The sequence below is a fragment of the Streptomyces sp. TP-A0356 genome, assembly GCF_001417775.1.
Taxonomy (GTDB): Bacteria; Actinomycetota; Actinomycetes; order Streptomycetales; family Streptomycetaceae; genus Streptomyces.
In genome coordinates this window covers 464,758-486,656 of record NZ_BBZJ01000015.1, presented here as the reverse complement: position 1 = coordinate 486,656, position 21,899 = coordinate 464,758, and the positions used below count along the sequence as shown (strand labels likewise).

Genomic DNA, 21,899 nt, shown 5'->3' with positions numbered 1-21,899 from the left:
TGTCCACGACCTCGCGTAGGCGTTCGTCGGCAGCGTGCTTGTTCCGCCAGATGATGTAGCGGCGGATCATGCTGCCCTGCTCCTTGTGGCTGGCATGATCGGTGCCGTCGAGAGCGAAGTAGCGCAGGGCTGTGAACTGGGCTTCGATGCGGTTGAGCCAGGAGCTGTTGGTCGGCGTGTAGGCGAACTCGACGTTGTTGGCCGCTGCCCAGTCGCCGACCCGGGTGTCCTTCTTTGTGGTCAGGTGCGGGGAGAAGTTGTCGAGCACGATCGCGATGCGGATCTGGGGCGGGTAGAGGCTGCGCAGGTAGCGGCAGAACTCCAAGAATCTGGTCCGGTTCTTCTTCGGCTTGATGTGGCCGTAGAGCTTGTCCCTGCCCAGGTCGTAGGCGGCGAACAGGTGGCGGACCCCGTGTGGTCGTGTGTAGGTCGCCCGGCGTCGGGGCCGGGGCCCGCGGCTGGGATCCTTATGCTTCCCACCGCGCTCGGCCCAGTGCCGACCGGGGTGGGGCTGGAGGTTGAGTGGCCCGAACTCGTCGAGGCATAAGACGACTTCGGGCTCACCGTCCTCGGGGACGACCTCCCCGTCGGCGATCGCGTAGAGGTGCTCGACGCGGGCCTTCTTGGCCGCGTAGTCGGGGTCGCGTGAGCTCTTCCAGGTCTTCACGCGTTGAAACGAGACGCCCTCCTCGCGGAGCAGTGCCCGCAGGCCCTCGTGGCTGATGTCGTCGACCACCCCCTCGGCGACCAGGAAGTCGGCCAGCTTGGCCAGGCTCCAGGTCGAGAACGGCAGGCCATGCTCGGCCGGCTTGGACTTGGCGATCTTCTTGATCTCACGGCGTTCGGGGAGGCTGAAGGTCTTGGGCCGACCGCCCTTGTACTTCGGATAGAGCGAGTCGAACCCGTCCGCGTTGAAGTTGTGGATCACATCTCTGACCCGGTCCGGGCTGGTGAACGTCACCTCGGCGATCTTCGCCACGGGCATGCCCTGCGCGGATAACAGCACCATCTGGGCCCGCCGCCAGGTCACCACCGAACCGGTGCCCCTACGGACGATCCGCAGCAACCGCCTGCCCTCGTCGTCATCGATCTCCCGGACCTGCACACGTTCAGCCACGCGATCATTCTGGCCGTCCGGCGCCGCCCAGGACAGCAACAGAGCGGCGCCTCATCGCGGGGCGAACGTTGCTTGATGCGGCACTAGGGCGCTTCTGACGCCGCGGAGATCCGTCAGAAGCGCCCTGGTCGCCCCACATCCCTGAATCGGAGGGCTGTCGATGCAGCGCGTGTGCTTCCTGCTGAAGGTCCGGGCGGACCGGCTCGACGAGTACCGCGAGCGCCATGCCGCGGTGTGGCCGGAGATGCTCCAGGCACTCTCGGAGACCGGCTGGCACAACTACTCGCTCTTCCTGCGCGAGGACGGACTGCTCGTCGGCTACCTGGAGACAGAGGACTTCGCCGCGGCCCGGGCGGGCATGGAGGTCACCGACGTCAACGCACGCTGGCAGGCGGAGATGGCGCCGTTCTTCGAAGCGCTGGACGGCGCCGCGCCCGACGAGGCCATGAAACCGCTCACCGAAGTGTTCCACCTCGCCTGAACCCGGAGACGTGCCCATGAGACGACGTACCGTGCCGGCGACCGCGCTGCCGGCCGCGGTGGCCGCGCGAGGGAGCGCGCACGCGGCCACTTCCGGCCCCTCCGTAACCCGGACCGGCAGCAGCAGACTCGACGCCCAGGCCGTCTACTTCGTGTCGTACGACGGACTGGTCAACAACAACTCGTTCCAGAAGAACGGCCTGCTGACCTACCGGGGGTACCAGTACGCGGCCTGGTACACCGCGACCCGCAACGCGGTCGTCGCACGCCGCGCTCTCGGCGCGACCACCTGGTCCACGGCCGCCGGACTGCTCGACGACCCCGGGGCATGTGCAACAGCGGCGGCATCACCAACCACGACACCGGATATGTGTACTCCACCGACCGCGGCCGCACCTGGCGCAACGACTCCGGCACCGTCGTCGGCGCCACGGGCGGCTCGGACAAGGTGGGGGTCACCGACGGCGGACTCGTCGTCGATCCGCTGACCCCGGACCACTGCCTGATGAACCAGGAGAGCCAGTTCACCGACTCCACCGGCCTGCCGCACGCGATCATCAGCTATGTGCCCGGGCGCCTCGGCCAGTGCACCGCCGACCACGTCGCCGACCGCACCGCGGGCGGCCGACCCTTCCACCTGCGCAAGAACTCCTCCGGCACCTGGACCAAGACCGAGATACCCGTCGCGCTCAACTCGAGCCGGCGCACCAAACTGGTCCTGGACAAGTACGCCTTCGGCGAGGTCGTGATCGACGAGACGAGGGTCAGGGCCGACAACGTCCTGTCCTTCATGTACCAGGAGGAGTCCAGCGGTGCGACGCCCTCCGCGCTGCACGTCGTCGACTTCTCGCTGCCCGCCTGACCGAGTCCGAAACGGGGGTGGCGGGCGGGTAATGTGAAGGCCTGCCCGCCGCTCCTCTCCCCTCTGGAGGTCCTCGCCTGATGGCCCAGTCGGTGGGTATCAAGGACGTCGCCCGCGCAGCCGGAGTCTCCGTGGGTACGGTCTCGAACGTCATCAACCGTCCCGAGACGGTCGCCTCCGAGACCCGCGCGCGTGTGCTGTCCGCGATCGACCGGCTCGGCTACGTCCGCAGCGAGTCGGCACGGCAGCTGCGCGCCGGGCGCAGCCGGATCATGGGACTGCTCGTCCTCGACATGGGCAACCCGTTCTTCGTCGACGTGGCTCGCGGCGCCGAGCGGGCCGCCCGCGAGGCCGGGCTCGGTGTGATGGTCTGCAACAGTGCGCAGAGCCCCGCGGAGGAGGCCGAGTACCTGGCGCTCTTCGCCGAGCAGCGGGTGCGTGGCGTGCTGCTCACTCCCGCCGACGCGACGGGCCGCAACATCGCGACGTTCCGCCGCCACGGGATTCCGTTCGTCCTGGTCGACCGGGTCGCCGAAGGCACCACCGAGTGCTCGGTCTCGGTCGACGACGTGGCGGGCGGCGCCCTGGCCGTAGGGCATCTGGTCGATGCCGGCCACCGCTCCATCGCCTACGTCAGCGGTCCGCCCGGACTCAACCAGGTCAGGGACCGCCGCACCGGCGCACTGAACGCGCTGGCCGAGGCCGGGCTCGGGCCCGACGCGCTGCGGGAGCTGCCGACCGAGCGCCTCGATGTCGCCGCGGGCCGGGACGCCGGTGCCCGGCTCCTCGGGCTCGCCGACCGCCCGACCGCCGTGTTCTGCGCCAACGACCTGCTCGCCCTCGGCGTCCTGCAGGCCTTGTACGCGGCCGGGGTGAGCGTCCCCGACGACCTGGCCATCGTCGGCTACGACGACATCGAGTTCGCCGCCGCCGCGGCCGTCCCCCTCACCTCTGTGCGGCAGCCCGCGGTCACCATGGGCGCTCTGGCCGCGGAGCTCCTCCTGGAGGAGACCGAGGCGGAGGCCGGGGCGCGGACGCACGAACACCGGCGGGTCGTGCTCCAGCCCGAGCTGGTGGTGCGCCGCTCCAGCCTGGCGGCGCGCTGAATCCTTCCCGCGGCGCCGCCGCCGTCTTACGGGCGAGGCGACCGGCTGAGCGCCGGGCAGTAAACGGGCTTCTCGATCCCCGGGCGCCGACGCCCCGGGAACATGTGCTGAACTGGGACGCGGCCTGGAAGCCGTCCGTCTCGGGAGCCCTGTTGAGCCTCACCTATCGCCAGCCCGGCGTCGTCCTCACCGACCGACGCTTCACCGTGCCCCTCGACCACGACGACCCCGCGGGCGAGACCATCGAGCTGTACGCGCGGGAGGTCGTCGCGAGCGGCAAGGCGGATGACGACCTGCCCTGGCTGATCTACCTCCAGGGTGGACCAGGCTTCGGGGCCAACCGTTTCATCGGGAAGCAGGCATGGCTCGGCCGGGCCCTGGAGGAGTACCGCGTCCTCCTCCTCGACCAGCGCGGCACCGGCTCCTCCACCCCCGCCAACCGGCAGACGCTCCCCCTGCGCGGCGGCTCCCGCGAGCAGGCCGAGTATCTGACCCACTTCCGCGCGGACTCCATCGTCCGCGACTGCGAGGCCATCCGCCCGCAGGTCACCGGCGGTGCCCCGTGGACGGTCCTCGGCCAGAGCTTCGGCGGCTTCTGCACCGTGCACTACCTGTCGGCAGCACCCGAGGGTCTGGGCGCCGCCGTGATCACCGGTGGGCTGCCCTCCCTCGACGCGCACGCGGACGACGTCTACCGGGCCGCGTACCCACGCATCGAACGCAAGGTCGACGCCCACTACGCGCGCTACCCCCAGGACGTCGAACGCGCCCGCCGGATCGCCGAGCACCTGCTCCAGCACGAGCCGGTCCTTCCCGGCGGCTACCGGCTCACCGTGGAAGCCTTCCAGTCCCTCGGCATCCTGCTCGGCGGCAGCGAGGGCAGCCACCGCCTGCACTTCCTCCTCGAGGACGCCTTCGTCCGCACCGGGCAGGGCTTCGCGCTCTCCGACGCCTTCCAGGAGGAGGTGCAAAGCCTCCTCTCGTACGCGGGCCACCCCCTCTACGCGCTGGTCCACGAGGCGATCTACGGCCAGGACGACCGGCCCACCGCCTGGTCGGCGGAGCGGGTGCGTGCGGAGTTCCCGCAGTTCGACGCGGCGAAGACGCTGACGGACGACGAACCGCTCCTGTTCACGGGCGAGTCGGTGCACCCCTGGATGTTCGACAACGACCCGGCGCTGCGACCGCTGCGGGAGACCGCGCACCTGCTCGCCGGGCGCACCGACTGGACCCCGCTGTACGACCGCGCGCGCCTCGCCGCCAACGAGGTGCCGGTGGCCGCGGCGATCTACCACGACGACATGTACGTGGACACCGGCCACGCCCTGGAGACGGCCCGTACGATCCGCGGCCTGCATACCTGGGTCACGGACGAGTTCGAACACGACGGCGTCCGCGCGGGCGGCTCCCGGGTCCTGGACCGGCTGCTGGCGTTGATGCGGGACGAGGCCTGACCCGGCCCCTGCCGCCCGGCGCACCCACAGCCCGCGATCCGCTTCCCGAGCGGCTCGGCCTCACGGCACCGGTGGCCTGACCCGGCGGCTCAGCTGCCGGTGCGGTCCGCCACACGCAGCGGTGCCACCGCCCGGCCGTCCGGCAGCAGTTCGCCGGTGTCGTCGGGTATTCGGGTAGACCCCCCTTAGGGCGACACTCGAAGTAAGCCCCGAGGAGGCATCGATGACACGCACTCAGCAGCCGCGACGCATGGTGATCTACGCCCGCATCAGCGACGACCGCGAGGGACGCCAGAACGGCGTGACGCGCCGGGAGGCACAGTGCCGCAAGCTCGCCGACCGCAACGGCGACGACGTGGTCAAGGTGTTCGTGGACGACGACCGCAGCGCGTACTCCGGCAAGCTCCGGCCGGACTACGCCAACATGATCAAGTACTTGGAGGCCGGGCACGCGGACGGCGTCCTGGCCCTCGCCCCCACCCGCCTGTACCGGCGCTTGTACGAGCCCAAGACCCGCCAGGACTACCTGCACTTCCACGACCTCGTGCAGCGGCTCAACCTGCACGTGCAGACTGTCAAGGCAGGCCGGTTCGACCTGTCGACGGCCGACGGCCGCAAGTCGGCCCGGGACGCCGCCAGTCAGGCGCAGTACGAGTCCGAGCTGATCGGGAACGCGTGGCCGACGCCAAGAAGGACAACGTCCGTGACGGCACATTCCGGAGCGGCGGCCGACCGTTCGGGTACGAGGCCGACGGCATCACCCCGCGCTCCCTGGTCTGCCCTGAGTGCGGCGCCACCGACGGCTTCACCGTCTCGGTCGTGCGCGACGAGGACGGGGCCGCCATCACGGCGGTGACGGTTGCGTGTCCGAAGGGCTGCACGGCGGAGCCTGACCTTGCTGAGGGGTCCGAGGCGTGGCACCTGCGGGACGCCACCCGCATGGTCGCTGACGGCCAGTCGGTCCGCTCTGTGCTTCGCACATGGCAGGCTGCCGGTGTCCGCACCCCCGCCCGCCGCAAGCGTCTGCCCGACGGCACCCGCACCGAGCCAACCCCTGGCGACTGGACGCCGACCACGCTGCTCAAGCTGCTGCGCAGGCCCCGCAACGCAGGGATCATGGAGGTCGACGGGGCCGAGGCCGGTAGGGGGGCGTGGCTCCCGGTCGTGGACGAGGAGACGTGGCGGATCTGTGACGCGGTCCTCAAGAGCCCCGCACGCCGCACCACGCCCGGACCCACCCGCAAGTACCTGGGTGGTGGCCTGTACCGATGCCACTGTGGCGGCCCCGTGCAGACCACCGGCCGGGGCACCTCCCGCAATGGCTCGGTCTACACATGCCGTACCGGCGGGCACGTGTCCCGCCAGGCCAGCGCCGTGGACGAGCACGCGGAGCGGATCATCATCGCCCAGATCGTCTGGGAGACGGTGCGTGATCCGTTCTGGCCTCCGGCCCCGCAGGCACAGCCCAGCGGGGACCTGAGCGCCCGGCACGCCGCGCTGACGGCCCGCCTCAGGGGTCTGGCCGAGGCGTTCGCTGACGACGACGACTCCGACCCCGTGGAGTACCGGTCGGCTGCCCGGAGGATCAAGGAGAAGATCGCCGCCGTCGAGCAGCAGATGGCTGAGGCCGTTGCCGCGTCGGCCGCTGCCGGGCGTGGCGCGTTCGAGGACATCGACCTGCCGGAGCTGGTGAAACGTCATCAGGCCGACCCGGACGAGGCGCTGACCTGGTGGCGCGGGGCGTACAGCCTGGAGCGGCGGCGCGAGATCGTCGCCGTCCTGTCCGTGGTGACGATCCTGCCCGCGACCTCCGGCCGGACGGCCGGGTGGGCGCCCGGATCGAAGTACTTCAACCCCGAGTCGGTGCGCATCGAGTGGACGGGGGCAGCCTGAGCCGCTGAGCGGCCCCCTCCCGGCCGCGCCGGCCCCCGGGCCCAACGCCACCAGCCCGGCCCTCCCGGCCCGCCGGAGCCCCGGACAAGGCCGACTGAGCCCCCCGTCACCCGACGGGGGCTCTGCGCTGTCTACCGCTTGAGCTGGGCCAGGAAGTCATCCACGAACTTCTCGACCTCCGCCAGGGTCTTCACTTCCTCCACGTTCAGCCGGTCGACTACCTTCACGCCGGAGTGCAGGAACAGACGGCTACGGCTGTGGTCGTAACCGGCGTGGCCCTTGTGCTGCGGGCCGTCGATCTCGATCACTCCGGCGTATCCGCGATAGGTGACCAACAGGTCCGGCTCGAACGTCCAGCCCCTCACCCGCATCCCACCGAGTGGCATGATCCCGATCGTCTCGTTGTCCGGCAGTGTGGCCTGCCGCCCCTTGAGCACCCGGTACACGTCCCGCTACCACTCGTTGGCGAAGCGAAGCTGGTCTTCCACCGGATGACTGGGTTCGAGCTGCTGCCTTCGCCCCTGATTGCTGGGCTTGGGGCCGTCGGCAGTCTTGACCTGCCTGCGCCAGTCCGGGCCGAGGCGAGGAATCGACGGCCGGGCGACGAGCTCATCAACGGACTTGCCTGACCCCCACAGCACCTCTCGCACCACCTCAGCGATGCCCTCCAGCGCTCGTTCGTCGTACGTGGGGTACAGGCTCGGCTCCACCACGAGAACAATGCGGTAGCCCTCGTGGTCGTACTCGGTGTTCCACAGCCGGACCTCAACCGACGACACGTCGGCGATCATTCGCGCCGTATCGGACTTGCCGAGGTGATACGCGAGTACGGCGCTCGTGCCGAGCAGCCACTCACTCACGAGGGGAGCGTTCTGGGGAGCGTCCAGGGCGAGGGACATGTCGGGCGACGGCAGCTCATCACTCATGCACGGAATTGTGACAGCCACCACCGACAACGGAAGAGGCCGCAAGTGCTCACGTCTCTTGGTGAGTTACGAGCCGGCAGGCCTGAGATCGCTGACACGGCGGGCCCGCCACCAGCAGGTGACGGGCCCGTTTCGTGGGCTCCGCTCAGAAACGGGAGCTGAGCCAGACCAGGAGCAGGCTGGCGCCCGTGGTGCTCGCGCCGTACGCCGCGCCGTACAGGGCGCGAAGAACGATGACCCGCCGATAACGCCTCAGCCACCCGGTTGCGCGACGAGCCCAGGCCCACCCGTGCAGGTCAGGCCTCGACTGGTTATGGTGCATGTGTGTCCTTCCACTTCTCGATGGTTACGGGCACACGCAGGGAGTCCGCTCCCCGCCCTCGGTTTCCTAGGCCAACTGGGCGGTGACCGGGCTCCTTTGCATGTGGTGAGCAGTCTAGGCGGGGGCGATCGAAACGCGATTCGGCCGACTGCAAATGGGGAGACGTGCTCCTGGGGTGCTGCTGGGATGTTCCTAGGGTGCTGCCGGGGTGCTTCTTGGGTGTTGCTCCGGCTGCCGAATCCCTCAAGTGACCTTGCACACAGTTCCGTTCGGGGGTCTCCCTCCCGGTGTGCCGAGGTGCAGTAGACCCGCCCGGAGCGGCAAACGCAAACCAAGGGTTCTGTGCGATTCCGCGTCGCATACTGCCTGCTCAGAGACGTCCCCCAGGGTTACAAAACTTGACCTGAGCCCACACAGCACGAGGCCCGGCTGGTTATGTGCCGAGCCGGGCCTCGTGCTGTCCGCCCCCGGTCATTCGGGCGCCTTGTTGTACTTGGCGATGGTGGCCTTGCTGGTGTCGGCGTCCACGAACTCCAGTTGCCACGGGCCGGAGTTCACGTCGAACTCCTTGCCGAAGCCGACCCACTTCCCGGCCATGCGGCGGCCGGTCGGCTCCACCAGCATCTGGAGCGCCCCGAAGTACCTCGCCCCTCGGTAGTAGCCGTCAGTCGCCGTCTGCTCGTTCCACGTGCCGGTGACGATGTTGCCCTCCACCTGGAGGTCAAGCGTCAGCGGCGAGTCGGGGTTCAGCGACCCCTGCGGCAGGCTGCGGCCGGTGAGCCGGTTGCCGTGCTGGAGCAGCACCACGTAGTGCTTGCCGGTGAAGGTCGAGTCCCGTCCCGAGCTGAAGAACTCGTACGTGCTCAGCCAGATGCCGGAGTAGTTGCCCCTCGGGGCGGCCTGCGTCGTCGGCTGGCCGCTGGGGGTCGGGATGCCGACCGGGCTGTCCTGTACGTCGTGGCCTCCGTGCCCGTCGCCCGTGACCCGAATCTGCGGCACTGGGGCCGCGAACCCCAGAGCCTCGATGGGGAGCCCGGTCACGGCCTCAAGGGCCCGCGCGTACACCGGCCGGGGCGCGGCCGTCTCGCCGCTCTCCCAGCGCTGCACGAGCCGCTTCGTGGCGTCGTTGCGCTGGCCCGTGCGCTGCCCGGCGTCCCGCACCGCACGGGCGAACTCGTCCTGGCTCATCAATAAACCGAGTCGTACGGCCCGGAGTGTGCTGTTCGGTGTGGTCATGCGATCAAGCTACCCGCGCAGGCTGGGCAATGACACCGATTTGACGCCCCGTCCGCCGTCGGAGTGACGCCTCCTGCGCCGCCGCGCCGTGTGACAGGTGCGCGCGATGTTGAAGCCCATGAGGACCACAGGCAGTGACGACAAGACCACGCACCCCGGCCTGACCATCTCGGTCTACCGCTTAGACCCGGCGACCGGCCAGCGCACCCCCCTCCGGCCCGCCCGGCATGTGCCGCCCGCCGACGAGCCGGCGTTCAGCCTTGCCTTCCCGCCGTGTGAGTGCCCCCGCTGCGCCGGACGGGTGAACCGGTGATGCAGGCGTGGGACATGACCTCGCCCCCGGCCCAGGGCACGTGCGCGCACTGCGGCCGGTGGACCGAGGCGGGCATCCGGCACTGGATTCCCCGGGCTTCGGGCCCCGAGATCGAAGTCATCGTCTGCGCCGACCCGGCCGACTGCACCCCGCCGCCGCAGCCCGAGCGCCCCCGCCGGTACCCCACCGGCCGGGGAGCCTGACAGCCCCACAAACGTGCCCCGGGCCCTCCCCGCCCGGGGCTCTCGCATGTCCGAGGTGCGGGCCGTGCTGGCGTCAGCGGGACCGGGCTGACACAGCCTGTGGCGTCAGCCGCGTGATCGCCGGGAGAGTCCTAGGCGGGAGGCCGTTTCAGGCGCCTGACAAGCGACCTGACGGGGTGCCTAAAACGCCCCTAAACGGACCACTGACAACCGGCTGACAGCCTGACCGGCCGGGGCTGACGCGCTGGGCTGACACGCAGCCTCGGGCCGCCGGACAACCTGTCCGCCGGACCGGACACCGCGCGGGAGAGCCGGACAACCCGTCCCGACCGGGAGCCGTTGTCCCGCTGTCCTGTCCGGCCCTGTCCCGCCTGTCCGGGACACCCTCGCCTGTCCTGTCCGCTGCTGTCCCGCTGTCCGGGACAGGCCGTGTCCCGCCTGTCCGGGTGCCGTCCGGAGGCGGACAGGCTGTCCGGACCGAGCGGGACTCGGCCCGCACCCTCCGATCACCGGCCGAGGGTGCGGCGCTCCAGCTCATTGAGACGGCCAAGGGCCGCCGTCAGGTGGTCCAGTCCCGTCTGCGTGAAGCTGACCTGCTCGGCGAACCGCTGCTGGTCCGACTCCCGTTCCTGCCTCACTTGCGGCGAGAGATTGGCGTTCGGGAACCAGTCACTTACACGCATGGGTGGCGCCACGGCGAACGCCTTGTCCCAGGCATCGGCCACTGCCTTCAGCTCCTGGCAGAGGATGCGGTCCTTCCTGCGGTCGGCCAGGTCGCGAATCGTGCGGGAGGTCTCCCGCCTTTCGGCAGCCTGGAACCAGTCGACGGTGCGGCGTCCCTGCGAGGTGATGTCCTCGAACAGCGTCCGCGCGGTCTTCAGAGCCTCACGCAGCTCGTTGTCAGCGGCCCCGAGGGCGACCTTGTGGCTTCGCAGCCACACCTTCCGGGCGCCGGTGCCCAGCGTCCATGCGAACGCGAGCCAGCCGGGCAGGAACTTGGGCCAGTCGGTCCACCAGGATGCAGCAGCCAGTGTCATGCGGGGATTGTGGGCGCCTCGGCCCGGCCCTGGGGTCGATATAGCTAAAGGCCGGCAAGCGGGTCCCAGCTGGTCAGGTGGCCCAGTAGCGGCCCTCGTCGTCGGCCCGGAGCAGGCAGCACTCGCGAGCCGACCGCAGCACGAGGCCAAGCATGCTCCGGTCCGCCGCCGACAGCCGGGCCGACAGTTCCTCCGCCGTGCGACCCGGGTGCTCCCGAATGAGCATCAGGAGCCTGCGCCGCTGGTGCTGCGTGACAGCGTCGCTACCGCTCAACTAATCCCCGCCCGAAGGAAGTTGTCCACGATCCGTTCGCGCTCCTCGTCGCTCCAGATGGGGTCGCGCATCAGCTCCCCGAGGGTCCTGGACTCGCCCCAGGTGACCCCCGAGGACGGTCTCTGCCGCCGCGACGGCGTACCGGGCTCGGAGCAGTGCGTCACCGATCTGTGCCCGGGTGGCGTCCATGACCGAGGGCGAGGCCAGAGCCGAGAGCGTGACCCCGGTCTCCAGCTCGACCCGCCGGACGACGGCTGCGACGGCTTCCCTGGCGAGTTCCAGCACTTCCGCGATCGTCTCGCGCCCGGCCGCCACGATCTCGTCACTCGGCTCGGTCATGGTCAACTCCTCCTGGTCGGGCAGGGGTTGTGGACCCCGAGCCGGAGCAGCACGCGGGCCTGCTCCGCCGGGGGCAGGCCGTCGAAGTGGAACAGGCAGGGCCGGTAGTTCCGGCCCGAGCCGACACACCTGCACACCGGCTGCGCGCTCACCGGCGTGGGACGCACTGCTCGCGGACCGAACACCATCGAACTTCGATCGAACACCCTCTGACTTGCGAAAGTCCGATCCGAGTTCGACTCGAAGGTGTTCGATCAAATAGCCGATCGAACAAGATCACCGAACACTTCATCGAACACTTATCGGTCTTCAATCGAACGGAGACACAATCATGACCCCCACCCCCACCCCCGCCGCCGTCCTCCAGTCGGCCTGCGCCGAGGCGCGGGCACGGTACGCCCGCCGGGTCCCGGAGCCTCGGCCGACCGACTTCCCGTGCCGGTGGTGCAGAGCACCGGTCGGCGAGCCCTGCACGATGCGCGTCCCCGGCCGTACCGGCCCTCACCGTCCCCGGGAGAGCCGGTGGGCGCACGCCTTCGGCGCCTGGCAGGCCGCCGCCGAACAGGCCTGCGACGACGCCGTGAACGTCCTGCACGAGCTGGCCCGCGTCCTCGCCGACGCCGAACACTGAGGTGCGAACATGGCTGTCCCACCCCAGGCCCGGCCCAACACGGCGCAGCACGCCGACCGCAACGCGACGATCTTCAACCTGCGGGTCGCCGGGCTGACCGTGCGGCAGATCGCCACTCAGGTCGAACTCAGCCCCACCCGGGTGCAGGAGATCCTGACCGAGGAGATCGGCGCCCGGGTCGGCCCAGCCGCCGAGGAGTACGTGGCCCTGCGCGAAGCGGAGCTGTCGGCCCTGTGGAAGCGCGCGTACACGATCATGACTACGGCCGAGGACCCTGACACCCGGCTCAAGGCCGTGGACCGGCTGCTGCGCATCAACGAGTCCCGCCGCAGGCTGCGGGGCGCGGACGCGCCCGAGGCGCTGACGGTCGCCCTGGACAAGCGTGTCGATGACGAGGCGAACGACGTCGCGGCAGCCGTCGCCGCCGCCGTACAGGCCGTGACGGCGGCCCTGCCGGACGTGGACGGCGCCTACCGCGCGAAGCTCCAGGACTACGCATTCGAGATGGCAGGCCGCGCGCTGCGCTCCCTGGGTGGCGGGGACCCCGGCCCCGAGCCGGAGCCGCCCCGGCAGCAGCTCGCCTTGCCGCCCGGTCCATCGGCCCGGCCGCCGTCGGCCGCCCCGGCGCCTCCGCTGGGCGGCGAGCCGGACAGCGCGGATGCGGTGCTGGCTCAACTGGCCAACTTCGAGTACGAGTTCGGACCCCTGGAGGACGACAATGACGACTGACCGCCGCAAGGAGATCAAGCGGAGGCTGCGAGAGATCGCCCGGGACCCGTCGGCCCCCGGCGTCGCCGCCGAGGCGCAGCGCCTCGCAGCCGAGTACCGGCGCCTCCAGGTGGCCGACCGCGCCGCCCGGCCGGAGCCCGCCGACGAGCCCGCCGTGGCGCCCCTGGACGGGCTGACCGAGGCGGACCGCGAGGCGGTCAAGACGTGGCCGCCGGAGCTGCGCGCCCGGCTCAGCCGGTCGGCGGTGAGCCGGGTCATCGACCGCAGCACGCTGGACGATCCGGGCGGCTGGGGCGCCAAGAACGACGCTCGGCGCGGGCGTTGAGCTGGCCGTCTGTGAATCGCTTGCGTCTGCTCCGGCTCGCCAGCGATCCCTGAGCAGGCCAGGCCCGCCGAATCAAGATCGACTTAGCGAACGCTAATCGCTTCGCCCCAGGTCGGGGCGCCTGTGATCCGAAGGCCCCGTGGGAGCAGCTGGGGGAGTTTTAACCCAATCTTTGTCTCGTCGAAGACGATGGTGCCGTTGCACAGCAGGTTCCATCCCTGCTCGGGGTGGGCGGAGACGATGACCGCCGCGTCGTGGTCGGGGCGGTCGGCCGGCGGGCACGGAGGCCAGTGCGTGCACATGACGTCTCTCCAGGGTCGTACGCGGTGTCCCTCCGTGGTAGCGGAGTTGGTTTTCGTACGGATGAGAGGACGCCCACAGGGCAGGAAACTCGGCGGTGAGTTCAGGTGTGTGCGGGACCCGGCGGCTCCAGCAGCTGTCGCTCCAGGTCGCGCAGGTCCTTGGCGATGGACGAGCGGACCTGCCTGGCCATGAACGGCGCGGCCAGACGGTAGTAGCCGGCGGCCTCGCCCCGCACCCGGATGCGCGCGAGGGTGCCCTGAGGGTGTGCGGCGAAGCTGTACGTGACGTGCATGGGCATCGGGCCCGCCACCGACACCATGTCCAGGAGCTCCGGCGGGTCGTACGCCGCGACCCGCAGCACGTAGTGGATGCGCTTCCCGAGGAAGTGCGCGGTGCGGGTGACCTCGGCTCCGACGCCGAAGCCGCCCGCGTCCGCCTCCCGGGTGAGTTCCGCGGTGCGGATGCCCTGGGTCCACTCGGGATCATGGCGCCAGTCCATCGCGTATGCGGCCACCCGCTCCGGTGGCAGCCCGATCACGCGTTCCGCCGTCTCGTCGATCGTCATGCCGGTCCCTCGATCACGGCTGCCGTGCGCCTTCACCTTGCTCCTCCTGGTCAGTCGTCCCACTCAGGATCACTCCCGCCGGCACCGAGCGCACGGCGGAAGGCGGGGTCGTCGGCGGGCACGGGCACGGGCGGGCCCCGGCCGTGCAGGGCGAGTTCCTGCAGGGTCCTCCCCAGGTCATCGTCGGTCGTCGGTTCGGTTGGTCGTCGGTCGGTCGTCGGTTGGTCGAGGCGCCGAGGGCCCCCGGGCGCCGGACGGCTGCCCCCTCGGCAGACCGCTGCCCTCAGCCGCGCCGCCCGGTCGTTAGGCTGGACGTCATGCACGCGACCCCCGCCGACCGCTCCGACCTGCGCGCCGACTGCAGCCAGTGCTTCGCGCTGTGCTGTGTCGCGCTGCCCTTCGCCGCCTCTGCGGACTTCGCGATCGGCAAGGACGCAGGCACGCCCTGCCCGAACCTGCGGGACGACTTCCGCTGCGGCGTCCACACCGAGCTGCGGACCCGCGGGTTCTCCGGCTGCACGGTCTACGACTGCTTCGGCGCCGGACAGAAGGTATCCCGGATCACCTTCGGCGGACGGGACTGGCGGGCGGGCGACCCGGAGCACCGGCGGCGGATGTTCGACGTGTTCCCCGTGATGCGCCAACTGCACGAACTCCTGTGGTACCTGACGGAGGCGCTGACCTTGCCGGCCGCCCGACCGGTCCACGCCGATCTGCGCCGCATGCTGGAGGGCACCGAGCGGCTCACCCTCCAAACCTCGGAGGAGCTTGGGCAGTTGGATGTGCACGGGCACCGGCGGCGGGTCAACGTGCTGCTGCTGCGCACCAGCGAGCTGGTGCGAGCCGGTGCCGGGCGGAGGAAGAAGGACCACCGGGGCGCCGATCTCATCGGTGCCCGGCTCAAGGGGGCCGATCTGCGCGGTGCCAGTCTGCGCGGCGCCTACCTCATAGCCGCCGACCTCACGGGCGCCGATCTGCGCGGTGCGGACATGATCGGCGCCGACCTGCGCGACGCGAACCTCACCGAAGCCGATCTGACCGGCGCCATCTTCCTGACCCAGCCTCAGATCAACGCGGCGCGGGGCAGCGCGGGCACCCGGCTGCCGGCGTCAGTCACTCGCCCCGGTCACTGGACAGCGCACGTCTGACGCCGGGTGAGCACGGCTCACCCGTCTCGTCGATCCGGAGGGCCCGCACGGCGCCGTACGCGTTCTGCCGCTCGCCGTCGACCGGCACGGGCTGACGCTGCGCATCGAGCGGGCCCGCAGCCACGGCGACGTACGCCTGACGTTCTACCGGCCAGCCGACGATGTCTCGCAACTGACCGAACGCATACACGTCCTGTTGACGCGGGCCGCCCGGGCCACCTGTCCGCGCGCGCTACAGCGGCAGCGCACAGACCGCGACGGGTGACGCGAACGGCTCGCCCGCGAGCCGCAGTCCACCGCTTGCCCCGTCGACGTGGAAGACACTGACCGTGCTCGACCGCTGGTTCGCCGCGAACAGCAGCCGGCCGTCGGGGGAGAGCGCGATGTGACGCGGGAAGTCCCCGCCCACCGGCACCGTGTCCAGCAGCCGCAACCGGGCGCCGCCCGCCTCAATGGCGTACCGGGTCAGGCTGTTGTGACCGCGGTTGGCGAGATACGCGTACGAGCCGTCCGCCGTCACCACGAACTGCGCCGGATAACTCGTGCCCTCGCCCGTGCCCGTAGACTGCGCCTCGCCCGGGGTGAGGCGCCCGGTCGCCGGGTCGTAGGCGCAGACGACGGCCGTGTTGTCGACCTCGTTCGCGAGATAGGCGAAGCGGCCGCCGGGGTGGAACGTGAGGTGCCGGGGCCCCGCGCCCGGACGCGTGTGTGCCTGGGAGGCCTCGGTGAGCGTGCCCCGGGCGGGGTCGAGGCGGTAGGTGTATACGGTGTCGGTGCCCAGGTCGACGGCGAGGACGTGGCCACCGTCGGGACTGGTGATGAACTGGTGGGCGTGCGGTCCCAGTTGACCCGGCCCGGGCGGCGGGTCGGCGTGCGTGACCAGATCGGTGCGCTCACCGAGCGCACCCGAGAGCTCGACGGGATGCACGGCCACACTGCCCGAGAGGTAGTTGGCGCTAAGCAGCCAGCGCCCGCTCGGGTGCACCGACAGATGGCAGGGACCCGCCCCGCCGGTGTCGCGGGTGCCGAGGATCTCGTGTTCGGGCAGGCGTACGGCCGTCACCCCGCCCTGCTGCCGCTCGTCGACGGCGTAGAGCGTGTGCCCGCCGGGATGTACCGCGAGGTACGACGGGTCGGCCACCCCCGGCACCGTCCCGGTGGCGGTGATCCGGCCGCTCCTCGGGTCGTACGTCGCCAGGCCGATGCCCTGGCCGCCGCCCTCGACGGAGGTGTACGTGCCGAGGAACAGAGGGCGGGGACCCGAGGGGCGGCCCGGTGGCGAGGACGCCCCCGTCGGGTCCTTCTGTGGCGTCGGCGCCTGCCCGGGCGCGGCCGGCGCCGGGATCGTCGTCACCGCGGTGGCGGCCGTGGCGGCGCCGAGGAACCGCCGTCTGCTCCAGCCGCCGAGCGAACCCCGCACCCGTTCCGCACCCCTGTCCATGCCCGCACCTCGAGAGTCGACGGCCTCAGCTGTGACAGCCACCATGGCGCCCGGCGACCGCCAAGTGCAAGATGGACAACGGGCGTTGCATCATATGCAACAGCTGAGGGGCTACCAGTCGCCGTCCTGCACCGGCCTGCCCGGTGCATCGCCGAGCGGCTTCACCTGGTGCGGGGAGGGCGGCTGCCAGGGGTCGTGGTCGTCGCCGAGCCAGTCGCCCACCGACTTGACCTGGCCCAGCGTGTCCGTGGGGGCGAGGTCCTCGGCGTCCTGGTCGTAGTGGTCGAACCACGGCAGCCCCGCATTCGTGTACGCGGCGCGGTCCACCGGAGACGGCGGAGGCGCCTCACCCGTGATGCGGCGCCACTGCGGAGGCGTCACCAGATGCACGAACACCCGTCCGGCCGCCTCCTCCGCCCAGCTCCCGTCCGGCCACTCGTCCCGGTAGACCTCCTGGCGCATCGAACCGCCGACGCCCAGGCCCATCGCGGGTGCGCTGCGCGGGGCTCCGCCCGGCGCGGCCATCGGGGCACTGCCCGGCGCGGCCATGGCGGCGGGCGCGGGCGGTGCGCCAGGGGCCGGCGGAGCGCCCCCGTAGACTCCCGCGCCCGCCGACATCGCCTTCTCGATCTCCCGGGCCCGCTCGCGCTTGCGCCGCTCCTCCTCGCGCCACCTGGCGAGCGGAGCCTCCCGGAGCGGAAACGTCTGCAGCTGCAGGCCGCCCCAGACCTCCTCACCGGTGACCTGGCCCTCGACCGTGGCACCGAGCCCCAGCGGTACCGCCACGAACTGGCGGACCGTCCCCCTGCCGGAGTTGATCCCGTCGAGCCACGGCTGTCGCGGCAGCACCACATAGTTCTGCGGGTCGCGGGCGAGGCGGGAGCTCCAGGGCCTGCCGGAGACCGCGCACACCTTGCCCACGCCCACCTGCAGGGCGGCCGGTTCCGCCGCGCCGAAGCTCAGCCACATGGCCTCGCGCAGGTACACCGGCAGCATCACGCCCCCGCGTGCCCGCCACTCGGCCGGCACCGTCTGCGCATGGTCCTCCACCCGGCGGACCGGAAACTCCCCGAGCCCCGGAGGCAGCGGGTGTGTCCCGCTCTCCGGCAGTCGCAGCGTCCGCATGAAACGGACCCGTACACCCCCCGGCAGCACCAGAGAGTTCCCGTCGATCCGCACCGTGCCCATGCCCCGGCCCTTTCCTCGTCCCGTCGTTGTCGTCATCTGGAACGCCGGCGGGGGGTCGGACGGTTCCGGCGGAGGATCCGGCCGAGGAGCAGAGCGTGCACGCGGGCCAGCCGCGGGTGGCGCCTCAGGTCCCACAGCCTCGTGAGGAAGGGGTTGCGCTCCCGCTGCTCGCGGGTGCCGCGGTCCAGTTCCTCCAGCAGACGGCGGGTTCGGTGCTCCGTGTCCAGCTCGTCGAGGATGCGGTTGACCTCGGTCAGGATGGCGCCGTGAAGCTGCCACTGGCGTGTGTCCCGCTGGACCTCCTCCAGCAGCAGCTGGGCCAGCTTGTCGCGGGTCGCGCCCGCCGTGACCAGCTGCTCGGCGAGCCGGACCTCCGCGTTCTCGGCGCTGCGGGTGACATCGGTGGTGACGAGCACCGCGAAGCTGACCACGGCGTCACCGATCTCGGAGAGCAGCCGCTCCAGCGTGGCCCCGATCTCGGGTTCGAACAGTGCCTCCGGTTCGCGCTCCTTCGCCAGGTCGGAGAGGGTACGGGTGATCACCCGCAGGACCACCGTGACGATCTCCAGTGTGTCCAGCCCGGTGCGCAGCACGATGCGGTACAACAGGCCCTCGCGGACCCGGGGGTTCAGCCTCAGGCTCTCCTCGGCCTGCCGCAGTGCCGCGTCGACCACCACGATGTCGTGATCGAGCCGGCGCGCCTCCAGCAGCCGTGCGGTCACCTGCGTCACGGGTGAACGGCCCGCGGCCTGCTCCCCGACCCGCAGCATCAGCTGTCGCATCCGGCGCGCCAGGTCCTCGATGGACTCCCCGGCCGTTTGCACCCACACCGGGGGAGCGAAGAACAGATTGGTGGCCAGGCCGACCACCGCGCCGATCAAGGTCTCCAGGACCCGGGCCCACGCCGTGCTGCCGACCTGGGTCACCCCGAGGACCAGCATGGCGCTGATCGCCACCTCGGGTACGTATTCGCTGACCCGTACGAGATGTCCGACGGCCAGTGAGGCCAGGATGATCAGGGCCAGGCTCCACCAGGTGAGGCCGACCAGGATGCTGAAGCCGATGGCGATGACGACACCGGCCACCACGGAGTTCACCCGGCGCACGCTGTTGGTGATCGTCGCGTAGAGCGTGACCTGGACCACCAGCAGGGCGGTCAGGGGCGCGGTGAGCGGGGCCGGCTCGGGACTTAGGTGTACCGCGACCACGTAGGCGATCGTCGCGGCGGCGGTGGAACGCACCGCCTGGACGACATCGGGATTCTGGCGCAACTTCACGGTCCGGGCGGTGACCGTCGCCCAGGCCTCACGTACATCTCGCATCCCTAGGGCTCTTCCCCTTCCACACCGGCAACGAACGTGCACGAGAGAGATGGGAACCGCGTGGCAGGGGCCCCGGCCACCCTCGGCACCCGACAGGGGGTACGCGCCCGTGCCCGCGCCCGCCCCGAACGTTCCGGTCGGGGCGCCCTCGACCGGGGCGCCCGCCCTCCGTGAACCGTCGAGCCGGACGGCGGTCCGGCCACCGGAGGGCGGCCGTCAGCCCTCCAGCTTGTCCAGGAAGGCGGACAGATTGCCCACCGTCCGGGTGATCTGCTCGTCCAGGGTGAGGCTCTCGTGGAAGCGGCCCCCGGCCTCGGGCACCTTCTTGCCGCGTACGTACAAGGAGCACGCGAGGTCGGTGCACATGTAGACGCCGACCGAGTTGCCCTCGCGCCCGGCCGCGCCCGCCTTGCGGGCGGTCATCAGGGAGACACCGCTGCCGGGGTGGGTGGTCAGACAGAGCGTGCACATGCTCCGGTGCAGGAAGCCGCGCTGCGAGGACGGAAAGCGCAGCGCGACGCCGACGAGCCGGTCGGCACGTTCGGCGACCAGATAGCTGCGATCGGGTGCCCCCGGATCCCGCCAGCCCAGGAAGTCCAGATCGTCCCAGGGTCGTTCGCCCAGGTCACGGGGTATCGCCAGCCGCTTCGCCTCCCCCTTCGAGCAGTTGATGAACGAGTTGCGAATGTCCTGCTCGGTGAGTGGTCTCATGGCGAGTCCTTCTGGATCGAAAGGAAACCTAGGAGTACTAGGCTCATTGCTAAGCTATCCAGCTCCATGGGGGAGGGGCCAATGGATTTCGAACGCGACGGGGGAGCGCGTACGGCGGCCCAGCGTGCCCTGTGTCATGTCGCGGTCCGCTCCTCGGGACCCCGGGTGAGCCGCGAGCTGCGGCTCATACTCGACTGCCGTTCGCCGGCTGCCGTGCCGTCTTGAGCGGCACCCCGGACACCGCCTCTGCATCGCCGAGTTGGGACGCCACGCGGACCACCGCGGCCCGCGATACGTCGAGTTGGGCGCGGGCTCCCGAGGGCGCGGGGACTGTGGAGCACTCGGGCGCCGGGGCCGGTACCCGCCCGCAGCGGCCGGCGCGGCTGACCGGCGCCACCGGTCAGTAGTCGGCCACCTCCGGCGGCCAGACCCCAGGAGTGAGCACTCCCAGCGCGTAGGCGCGGGCGACCAGTTCGGTGCGGTTCGCCGCGCCCCATCGCGCGGACAGGCGCCGCAGATGATAGGTGACGCCGTCGACGGTGAGGCCGGTCTCCCGTGCGACGCGGGCCGTGGTCGCACCCCCGGCCAGCAGGGCAAGGATGCGGGCCTCGGCGGGGCCGGCCGGCGGGGCGGCGGCCGAGTCGTCCGGCACGGGGCAGTCGCCGAGTACGCGCACCACAACCAGCAGGGCCGGCGTGGCCTCGACCGAGTCGCTCACCGGGTCCGCGGTCAGCTCGCCATGGCGGCACACCCCGTCGGCGGCGTCCCAGCGCACGGACACCGGATAGCGCGAGCGGTGCCGCAGCCGCAGCGCGTGGGCGATGCGCTCGATCTGGTTCGGCTCCTGCGGCCGGAACCGGTCCAGTACGTTCTGCCCCCGCAGACTTCCCGGCGTCGTACCCCACTCGGCCGCCATCGCCGGATTGGCCAGCACGATCGCCCCATACACATCGCACACCGCGACCGGCATCGGGATCCGGTCGAAGAGCGTCAGGGCCCGATTGCGCCATATGACTCCGGACGCCCGCACCGACTCCATCGCGCCCCTTTCCACACCGGCGCGATCAACGATAGACGTCCAGGTCAGTGGCCGTCTGCCGAGGTGAGCAGGTGGCCGCCACCGCGTGCCGTCCCGGCCGGCCGGTCAGGCGCCCTCCGCCGGTTCCCGCGCCTGTGCCTGCACCTCCGCCTCGACGTCGCTGCGCGCTCGTCCGTGCGCCTTCGCGTACTCGGCGAACTCGGCCTGAAGGTCGCGGTCGAGGTCCCGCCAGGCGCGCCACGCGGTCTCGTACGTCTCGGTCTGCTGCTTGTTCCAGGGCGTGGCGGTGGGCGGGCCGTATCTCTCGCGCAGCTCGGCGGTCTTCGCCTGTGCCTCGTTGGCCGCACGCTGCATCTCCACGAGTTCTTCAAAGGTTGTCGCCACGGCCCCGGATACTAGGCGGGCGCGACGGGGCCCGGTTCCACGACCCGCTCGACAGCCAAGGAGATCGACCGGTCGGCCCCACCACCCGCCGTCCCAGCCGGAGGGCCGGTGGCTCCATCGCGCGCTGTCTTGGTCGGAGGGCCGGTGGCTCCATCGCGCGCTGTCTTGGTCGGAGGGCCGTTGGCCTCACCACCGGCCGTCTTGGTCGGAGGGCCGGTGGCTCCATCGCGCGCTGTCTTGGTCGGAGGGCCGGTGGCTCCACCGCCCGCTGTCTTGGTCGGAGGGCCGGTGGCCTCACCACCGGCCGTCTTGGTCGGAGGGCCGGTGGCTCCACCGCCCGCTGTCTTGGTCGGAGGGCCGGTGGCCTCACCACCGGCCGTCTTGGTCGGAGGGCCGGTGGCTCCACCGCCCGCTGTCTTGGTCGGAGGGCCGATGGCCTCACCGCCCGCTGTCTTGGTCGGAGGGCCGGTGGCTCCATCGCCCGCTGTCTTGGCCGGAGGGCCGGTGGCTCCATCGCCCGCCGTCTCGGTCGGAGGGCCGTTGGCCTCACC

At 71.0% G+C, this 21,899-nt stretch carries 26 protein-coding genes and 2 pseudogenes; 13 read left to right on the top strand and 15 right to left on the bottom strand.

Annotation, left to right across the window (positions count from 1 at the left end):
• A partial coding sequence (locus tag ASC56_RS10800; protein WP_055491099.1) for an IS630 family transposase occupies positions 1-1,117 on the bottom strand: 1,117 nt, incomplete at its 3' end.
• Positions 1,118-1,277: 160 nt separating this feature from the next.
• On the opposite strand from ASC56_RS10800, the gene ASC56_RS10795 reads away from it, so the two are divergent.
• The 6 genes and pseudogenes from ASC56_RS10795 (at position 1,278) to ASC56_RS10770 (ending at position 6,912) form a co-directional block, all read left to right on the top strand.
• Entirely contained in the window at positions 1,278-1,598 is a 321-nt protein-coding gene (locus tag ASC56_RS10795; RefSeq protein ID WP_055491033.1) for an L-rhamnose mutarotase, read from the top strand.
• 16 nt (positions 1,599-1,614) lie between these two features.
• A pseudogene (locus ASC56_RS37250) lies at positions 1,615-2,459 on the top strand (BNR-4 repeat-containing protein).
• Between the two features lie 80 nt (positions 2,460-2,539).
• Positions 2,540-3,565, top strand: a complete 1,026-nt coding sequence (locus ASC56_RS10785) for a LacI family DNA-binding transcriptional regulator (protein WP_055491031.1) — start codon at positions 2,540-2,542, stop codon at positions 3,563-3,565.
• Positions 3,566-3,717: 152 nt separating this feature from the next.
• Positions 3,718-5,019: an alpha/beta fold hydrolase gene (locus tag ASC56_RS10780; RefSeq protein ID WP_055491098.1), complete on the top strand. Its 1,302-nt coding sequence runs from the start codon at positions 3,718-3,720 to the stop codon at positions 5,017-5,019.
• A 223-nt stretch (positions 5,020-5,242) separates the two neighbouring features.
• The gene (locus ASC56_RS10775; protein WP_079102415.1) at positions 5,243-5,875 is read left to right on the top strand and encodes a recombinase family protein; all 633 of its coding nucleotides are present in this window, start codon (positions 5,243-5,245) and stop codon (positions 5,873-5,875) included.
• Positions 5,839-6,912: a recombinase family protein gene (locus tag ASC56_RS10770; RefSeq protein ID WP_055491029.1), complete on the top strand. Its 1,074-nt coding sequence runs from the start codon at positions 5,839-5,841 to the stop codon at positions 6,910-6,912. Before ASC56_RS10775 ends, ASC56_RS10770 begins: the two co-directional genes overlap by 37 nt.
• A gap of 131 nt (positions 6,913-7,043) precedes the next feature.
• Here the strand turns inward: ASC56_RS10770 and ASC56_RS41780 are convergent, their stop codons facing one another.
• The 3 genes from ASC56_RS41780 to ASC56_RS10760 form a co-directional block, all read right to left on the bottom strand.
• Positions 7,044-7,298, bottom strand: a complete 255-nt coding sequence (locus tag ASC56_RS41780; RefSeq protein WP_234376917.1) for a DUF559 domain-containing protein — start codon at positions 7,296-7,298, stop codon at positions 7,044-7,046.
• A gap of 66 nt (positions 7,299-7,364) precedes the next feature.
• Positions 7,365-7,838: a hypothetical protein gene (locus tag ASC56_RS41775; RefSeq protein WP_234376916.1), complete on the bottom strand. Its 474-nt coding sequence runs from the start codon at positions 7,836-7,838 to the stop codon at positions 7,365-7,367.
• 793 nt (positions 7,839-8,631) lie between these two features.
• Positions 8,632-9,396: a DNA-binding transcriptional regulator gene (locus ASC56_RS10760; RefSeq protein WP_055491028.1), complete on the bottom strand. Its 765-nt coding sequence runs from the start codon at positions 9,394-9,396 to the stop codon at positions 8,632-8,634.
• Positions 9,397-9,514: 118 nt separating this feature from the next.
• Here ASC56_RS10760 and ASC56_RS10755 point away from each other — a divergent pair, with 118 nt between their 5' ends.
• Both ASC56_RS10755 and ASC56_RS10750 read left to right on the top strand, forming a co-directional pair.
• Complete coding sequence (locus ASC56_RS10755) at positions 9,515-9,709, top strand: hypothetical protein (RefSeq protein WP_159039630.1); 195 nt, start codon at positions 9,515-9,517, stop codon at positions 9,707-9,709.
• 14 nt (positions 9,710-9,723) lie between these two features.
• Positions 9,724-9,912, top strand: coding sequence for a hypothetical protein (locus ASC56_RS10750; RefSeq protein WP_159039629.1), 189 nt, complete (start codon positions 9,724-9,726; stop codon positions 9,910-9,912).
• Positions 9,913-10,418: 506 nt separating this feature from the next.
• Here the strand turns inward: ASC56_RS10750 and ASC56_RS10745 are convergent.
• The 3 genes from ASC56_RS10745 to ASC56_RS40560 all read right to left on the bottom strand — a co-directional run bounded on the left by ASC56_RS10745 (position 10,419) and on the right by ASC56_RS40560 (position 11,562).
• Positions 10,419-10,949 (bottom strand): hypothetical protein, encoded by a 531-nt coding sequence (locus tag ASC56_RS10745; RefSeq protein ID WP_055491025.1) that lies wholly within the window; start codon positions 10,947-10,949, stop codon positions 10,419-10,421.
• 73 nt (positions 10,950-11,022) lie between these two features.
• A complete protein-coding gene (locus tag ASC56_RS10740) occupies positions 11,023-11,223 on the bottom strand; it encodes a hypothetical protein (protein ID WP_055491024.1) in 201 nt (66 codons plus the stop codon).
• Complete coding sequence (locus ASC56_RS40560; RefSeq protein WP_159039628.1) at positions 11,224-11,562, bottom strand: hypothetical protein; 339 nt, start codon at positions 11,560-11,562, stop codon at positions 11,224-11,226.
• 331 nt (positions 11,563-11,893) lie between these two features.
• Here ASC56_RS40560 and ASC56_RS10730 point away from each other — a divergent pair, with 331 nt between their 5' ends.
• The 3 genes from ASC56_RS10730 to ASC56_RS10720 are packed head-to-tail and all read left to right on the top strand — an operon-like array spanning position 11,894 to position 13,247.
• The gene (locus ASC56_RS10730) at positions 11,894-12,193 is read left to right on the top strand and encodes a hypothetical protein (protein WP_055491022.1); all 300 of its coding nucleotides are present in this window, start codon (positions 11,894-11,896) and stop codon (positions 12,191-12,193) included.
• 9 nt (positions 12,194-12,202) lie between these two features.
• The gene (locus tag ASC56_RS10725; RefSeq protein WP_055491021.1) at positions 12,203-12,922 is read left to right on the top strand and encodes a hypothetical protein; all 720 of its coding nucleotides are present in this window, start codon (positions 12,203-12,205) and stop codon (positions 12,920-12,922) included.
• Positions 12,912-13,247: a hypothetical protein gene (locus tag ASC56_RS10720; protein ID WP_055491020.1), complete on the top strand. Its 336-nt coding sequence runs from the start codon at positions 12,912-12,914 to the stop codon at positions 13,245-13,247. Before ASC56_RS10725 ends, ASC56_RS10720 begins: the two co-directional genes overlap by 11 nt.
• Before the next feature lie 83 nt (positions 13,248-13,330).
• Here ASC56_RS10720 and ASC56_RS41770 read toward each other — a convergent pair whose 3' ends face one another.
• A complete protein-coding gene (locus tag ASC56_RS41770) occupies positions 13,331-13,549 on the bottom strand; it encodes a DUF5999 family protein (protein ID WP_055491019.1) in 219 nt (72 codons plus the stop codon).
• 101 nt (positions 13,550-13,650) lie between these two features.
• Positions 13,651-14,115: an SRPBCC family protein gene (locus tag ASC56_RS10710; RefSeq protein ID WP_055491018.1), complete on the bottom strand. Its 465-nt coding sequence runs from the start codon at positions 14,113-14,115 to the stop codon at positions 13,651-13,653.
• Positions 14,116-14,432: 317 nt separating this feature from the next.
• Here ASC56_RS10710 and ASC56_RS10705 point away from each other — a divergent pair, with 317 nt between their 5' ends.
• Together ASC56_RS10705 and ASC56_RS41765 are read left to right on the top strand one after the other, a co-directional pair.
• A complete protein-coding gene (locus tag ASC56_RS10705; RefSeq protein ID WP_055491017.1) occupies positions 14,433-15,263 on the top strand; it encodes a pentapeptide repeat-containing protein in 831 nt (276 codons plus the stop codon).
• A gap of 13 nt (positions 15,264-15,276) precedes the next feature.
• Positions 15,277-15,528, top strand: a pseudogene (locus ASC56_RS41765) (DUF2470 domain-containing protein); the annotation flags it as partial.
• On the opposite strand, the gene ASC56_RS10695 reads toward ASC56_RS41765, so the two are convergent.
• The 6 genes from ASC56_RS10695 to ASC56_RS10670 all read right to left on the bottom strand — a co-directional run bounded on the left by ASC56_RS10695 (position 15,496) and on the right by ASC56_RS10670 (position 21,348).
• Positions 15,496-16,704 (bottom strand): lactonase family protein, encoded by a 1,209-nt coding sequence (locus ASC56_RS10695; RefSeq protein WP_079102414.1) that lies wholly within the window; start codon positions 16,702-16,704, stop codon positions 15,496-15,498. The pseudogene ASC56_RS41765 and the gene ASC56_RS10695 overlap by 33 nt on opposite strands.
• 111 nt (positions 16,705-16,815) lie before the next feature.
• Positions 16,816-17,892, bottom strand: coding sequence for a hypothetical protein (locus tag ASC56_RS10690; protein WP_055491015.1), 1,077 nt, complete (start codon positions 17,890-17,892; stop codon positions 16,816-16,818).
• Positions 17,893-17,924: 32 nt separating this feature from the next.
• Positions 17,925-19,214 (bottom strand): FUSC family protein, encoded by a 1,290-nt coding sequence (locus ASC56_RS10685; RefSeq protein ID WP_055491014.1) that lies wholly within the window; start codon positions 19,212-19,214, stop codon positions 17,925-17,927.
• Positions 19,215-19,430: 216 nt separating this feature from the next.
• Positions 19,431-19,925, bottom strand: coding sequence for an FBP domain-containing protein (locus ASC56_RS10680; RefSeq protein WP_055491013.1), 495 nt, complete (start codon positions 19,923-19,925; stop codon positions 19,431-19,433).
• 400 nt (positions 19,926-20,325) lie between these two features.
• Positions 20,326-20,964 carry a PAS domain S-box protein gene (locus tag ASC56_RS10675; protein ID WP_055491012.1) on the bottom strand — a complete coding sequence of 213 codons (639 nt, stop codon included), beginning with the start codon at positions 20,962-20,964 and terminating at the stop codon, positions 20,326-20,328.
• A gap of 105 nt (positions 20,965-21,069) precedes the next feature.
• A complete protein-coding gene (locus tag ASC56_RS10670) occupies positions 21,070-21,348 on the bottom strand; it encodes a hypothetical protein (RefSeq protein ID WP_055491011.1) in 279 nt (92 codons plus the stop codon).
• Positions 21,349-21,899: the final 551 nt, after the last annotated feature.

Bases quoted from the DNA above. Each gene is read 5' to 3' on its own strand.
- ASC56_RS10795 (WP_055491033.1), top strand. From the start codon at position 1,278: ATGCAGCGCGTGTGCTTCCTGCTGAAGGTCCGGGCGGACCGGCTCGAC.
- ASC56_RS10785 (WP_055491031.1), top strand. From the start codon at position 2,540: ATGGCCCAGTCGGTGGGTATCAAGGACGTCGCCCGCGCAGCCGGAGTC.
- ASC56_RS10775 (WP_079102415.1), top strand. From the start codon at position 5,243: ATGACACGCACTCAGCAGCCGCGACGCATGGTGATCTACGCCCGCATC.
- ASC56_RS41780 (WP_234376917.1), bottom strand. From the start codon at position 7,298: ATGCCACTCGGTGGGATGCGGGTGAGGGGCTGGACGTTCGAGCCGGAC.
- ASC56_RS41775 (WP_234376916.1), bottom strand. From the start codon at position 7,838: ATGAGTGATGAGCTGCCGTCGCCCGACATGTCCCTCGCCCTGGACGCT.
- ASC56_RS10760 (WP_055491028.1), bottom strand. From the start codon at position 9,396: ATGACCACACCGAACAGCACACTCCGGGCCGTACGACTCGGTTTATTG.
- ASC56_RS10755 (WP_159039630.1), top strand. From the start codon at position 9,515: ATGAGGACCACAGGCAGTGACGACAAGACCACGCACCCCGGCCTGACC.
- ASC56_RS10750 (WP_159039629.1), top strand. From the start codon at position 9,724: ATGACCTCGCCCCCGGCCCAGGGCACGTGCGCGCACTGCGGCCGGTGG.
- ASC56_RS10745 (WP_055491025.1), bottom strand. From the start codon at position 10,949: ATGACACTGGCTGCTGCATCCTGGTGGACCGACTGGCCCAAGTTCCTG.
- ASC56_RS40560 (WP_159039628.1), bottom strand. From the start codon at position 11,562: ATGACCGAGCCGAGTGACGAGATCGTGGCGGCCGGGCGCGAGACGATC.
- ASC56_RS10730 (WP_055491022.1), top strand. From the start codon at position 11,894: ATGACCCCCACCCCCACCCCCGCCGCCGTCCTCCAGTCGGCCTGCGCC.
- ASC56_RS10725 (WP_055491021.1), top strand. From the start codon at position 12,203: ATGGCTGTCCCACCCCAGGCCCGGCCCAACACGGCGCAGCACGCCGAC.
- ASC56_RS10720 (WP_055491020.1), top strand. From the start codon at position 12,912: ATGACGACTGACCGCCGCAAGGAGATCAAGCGGAGGCTGCGAGAGATC.
- ASC56_RS41770 (WP_055491019.1), bottom strand. From the start codon at position 13,549: ATGTGCACGCACTGGCCTCCGTGCCCGCCGGCCGACCGCCCCGACCAC.
- ASC56_RS10710 (WP_055491018.1), bottom strand. From the start codon at position 14,115: ATGACGATCGACGAGACGGCGGAACGCGTGATCGGGCTGCCACCGGAG.
- ASC56_RS10705 (WP_055491017.1), top strand. From the start codon at position 14,433: ATGCACGCGACCCCCGCCGACCGCTCCGACCTGCGCGCCGACTGCAGC.
- ASC56_RS10695 (WP_079102414.1), bottom strand. From the start codon at position 16,704: ATGGACAGGGGTGCGGAACGGGTGCGGGGTTCGCTCGGCGGCTGGAGC.
- ASC56_RS10690 (WP_055491015.1), bottom strand. From the start codon at position 17,892: ATGGGCACGGTGCGGATCGACGGGAACTCTCTGGTGCTGCCGGGGGGT.
- ASC56_RS10685 (WP_055491014.1), bottom strand. From the start codon at position 19,214: ATGCGAGATGTACGTGAGGCCTGGGCGACGGTCACCGCCCGGACCGTG.
- ASC56_RS10680 (WP_055491013.1), bottom strand. From the start codon at position 19,925: ATGAGACCACTCACCGAGCAGGACATTCGCAACTCGTTCATCAACTGC.
- ASC56_RS10675 (WP_055491012.1), bottom strand. From the start codon at position 20,964: ATGGAGTCGGTGCGGGCGTCCGGAGTCATATGGCGCAATCGGGCCCTG.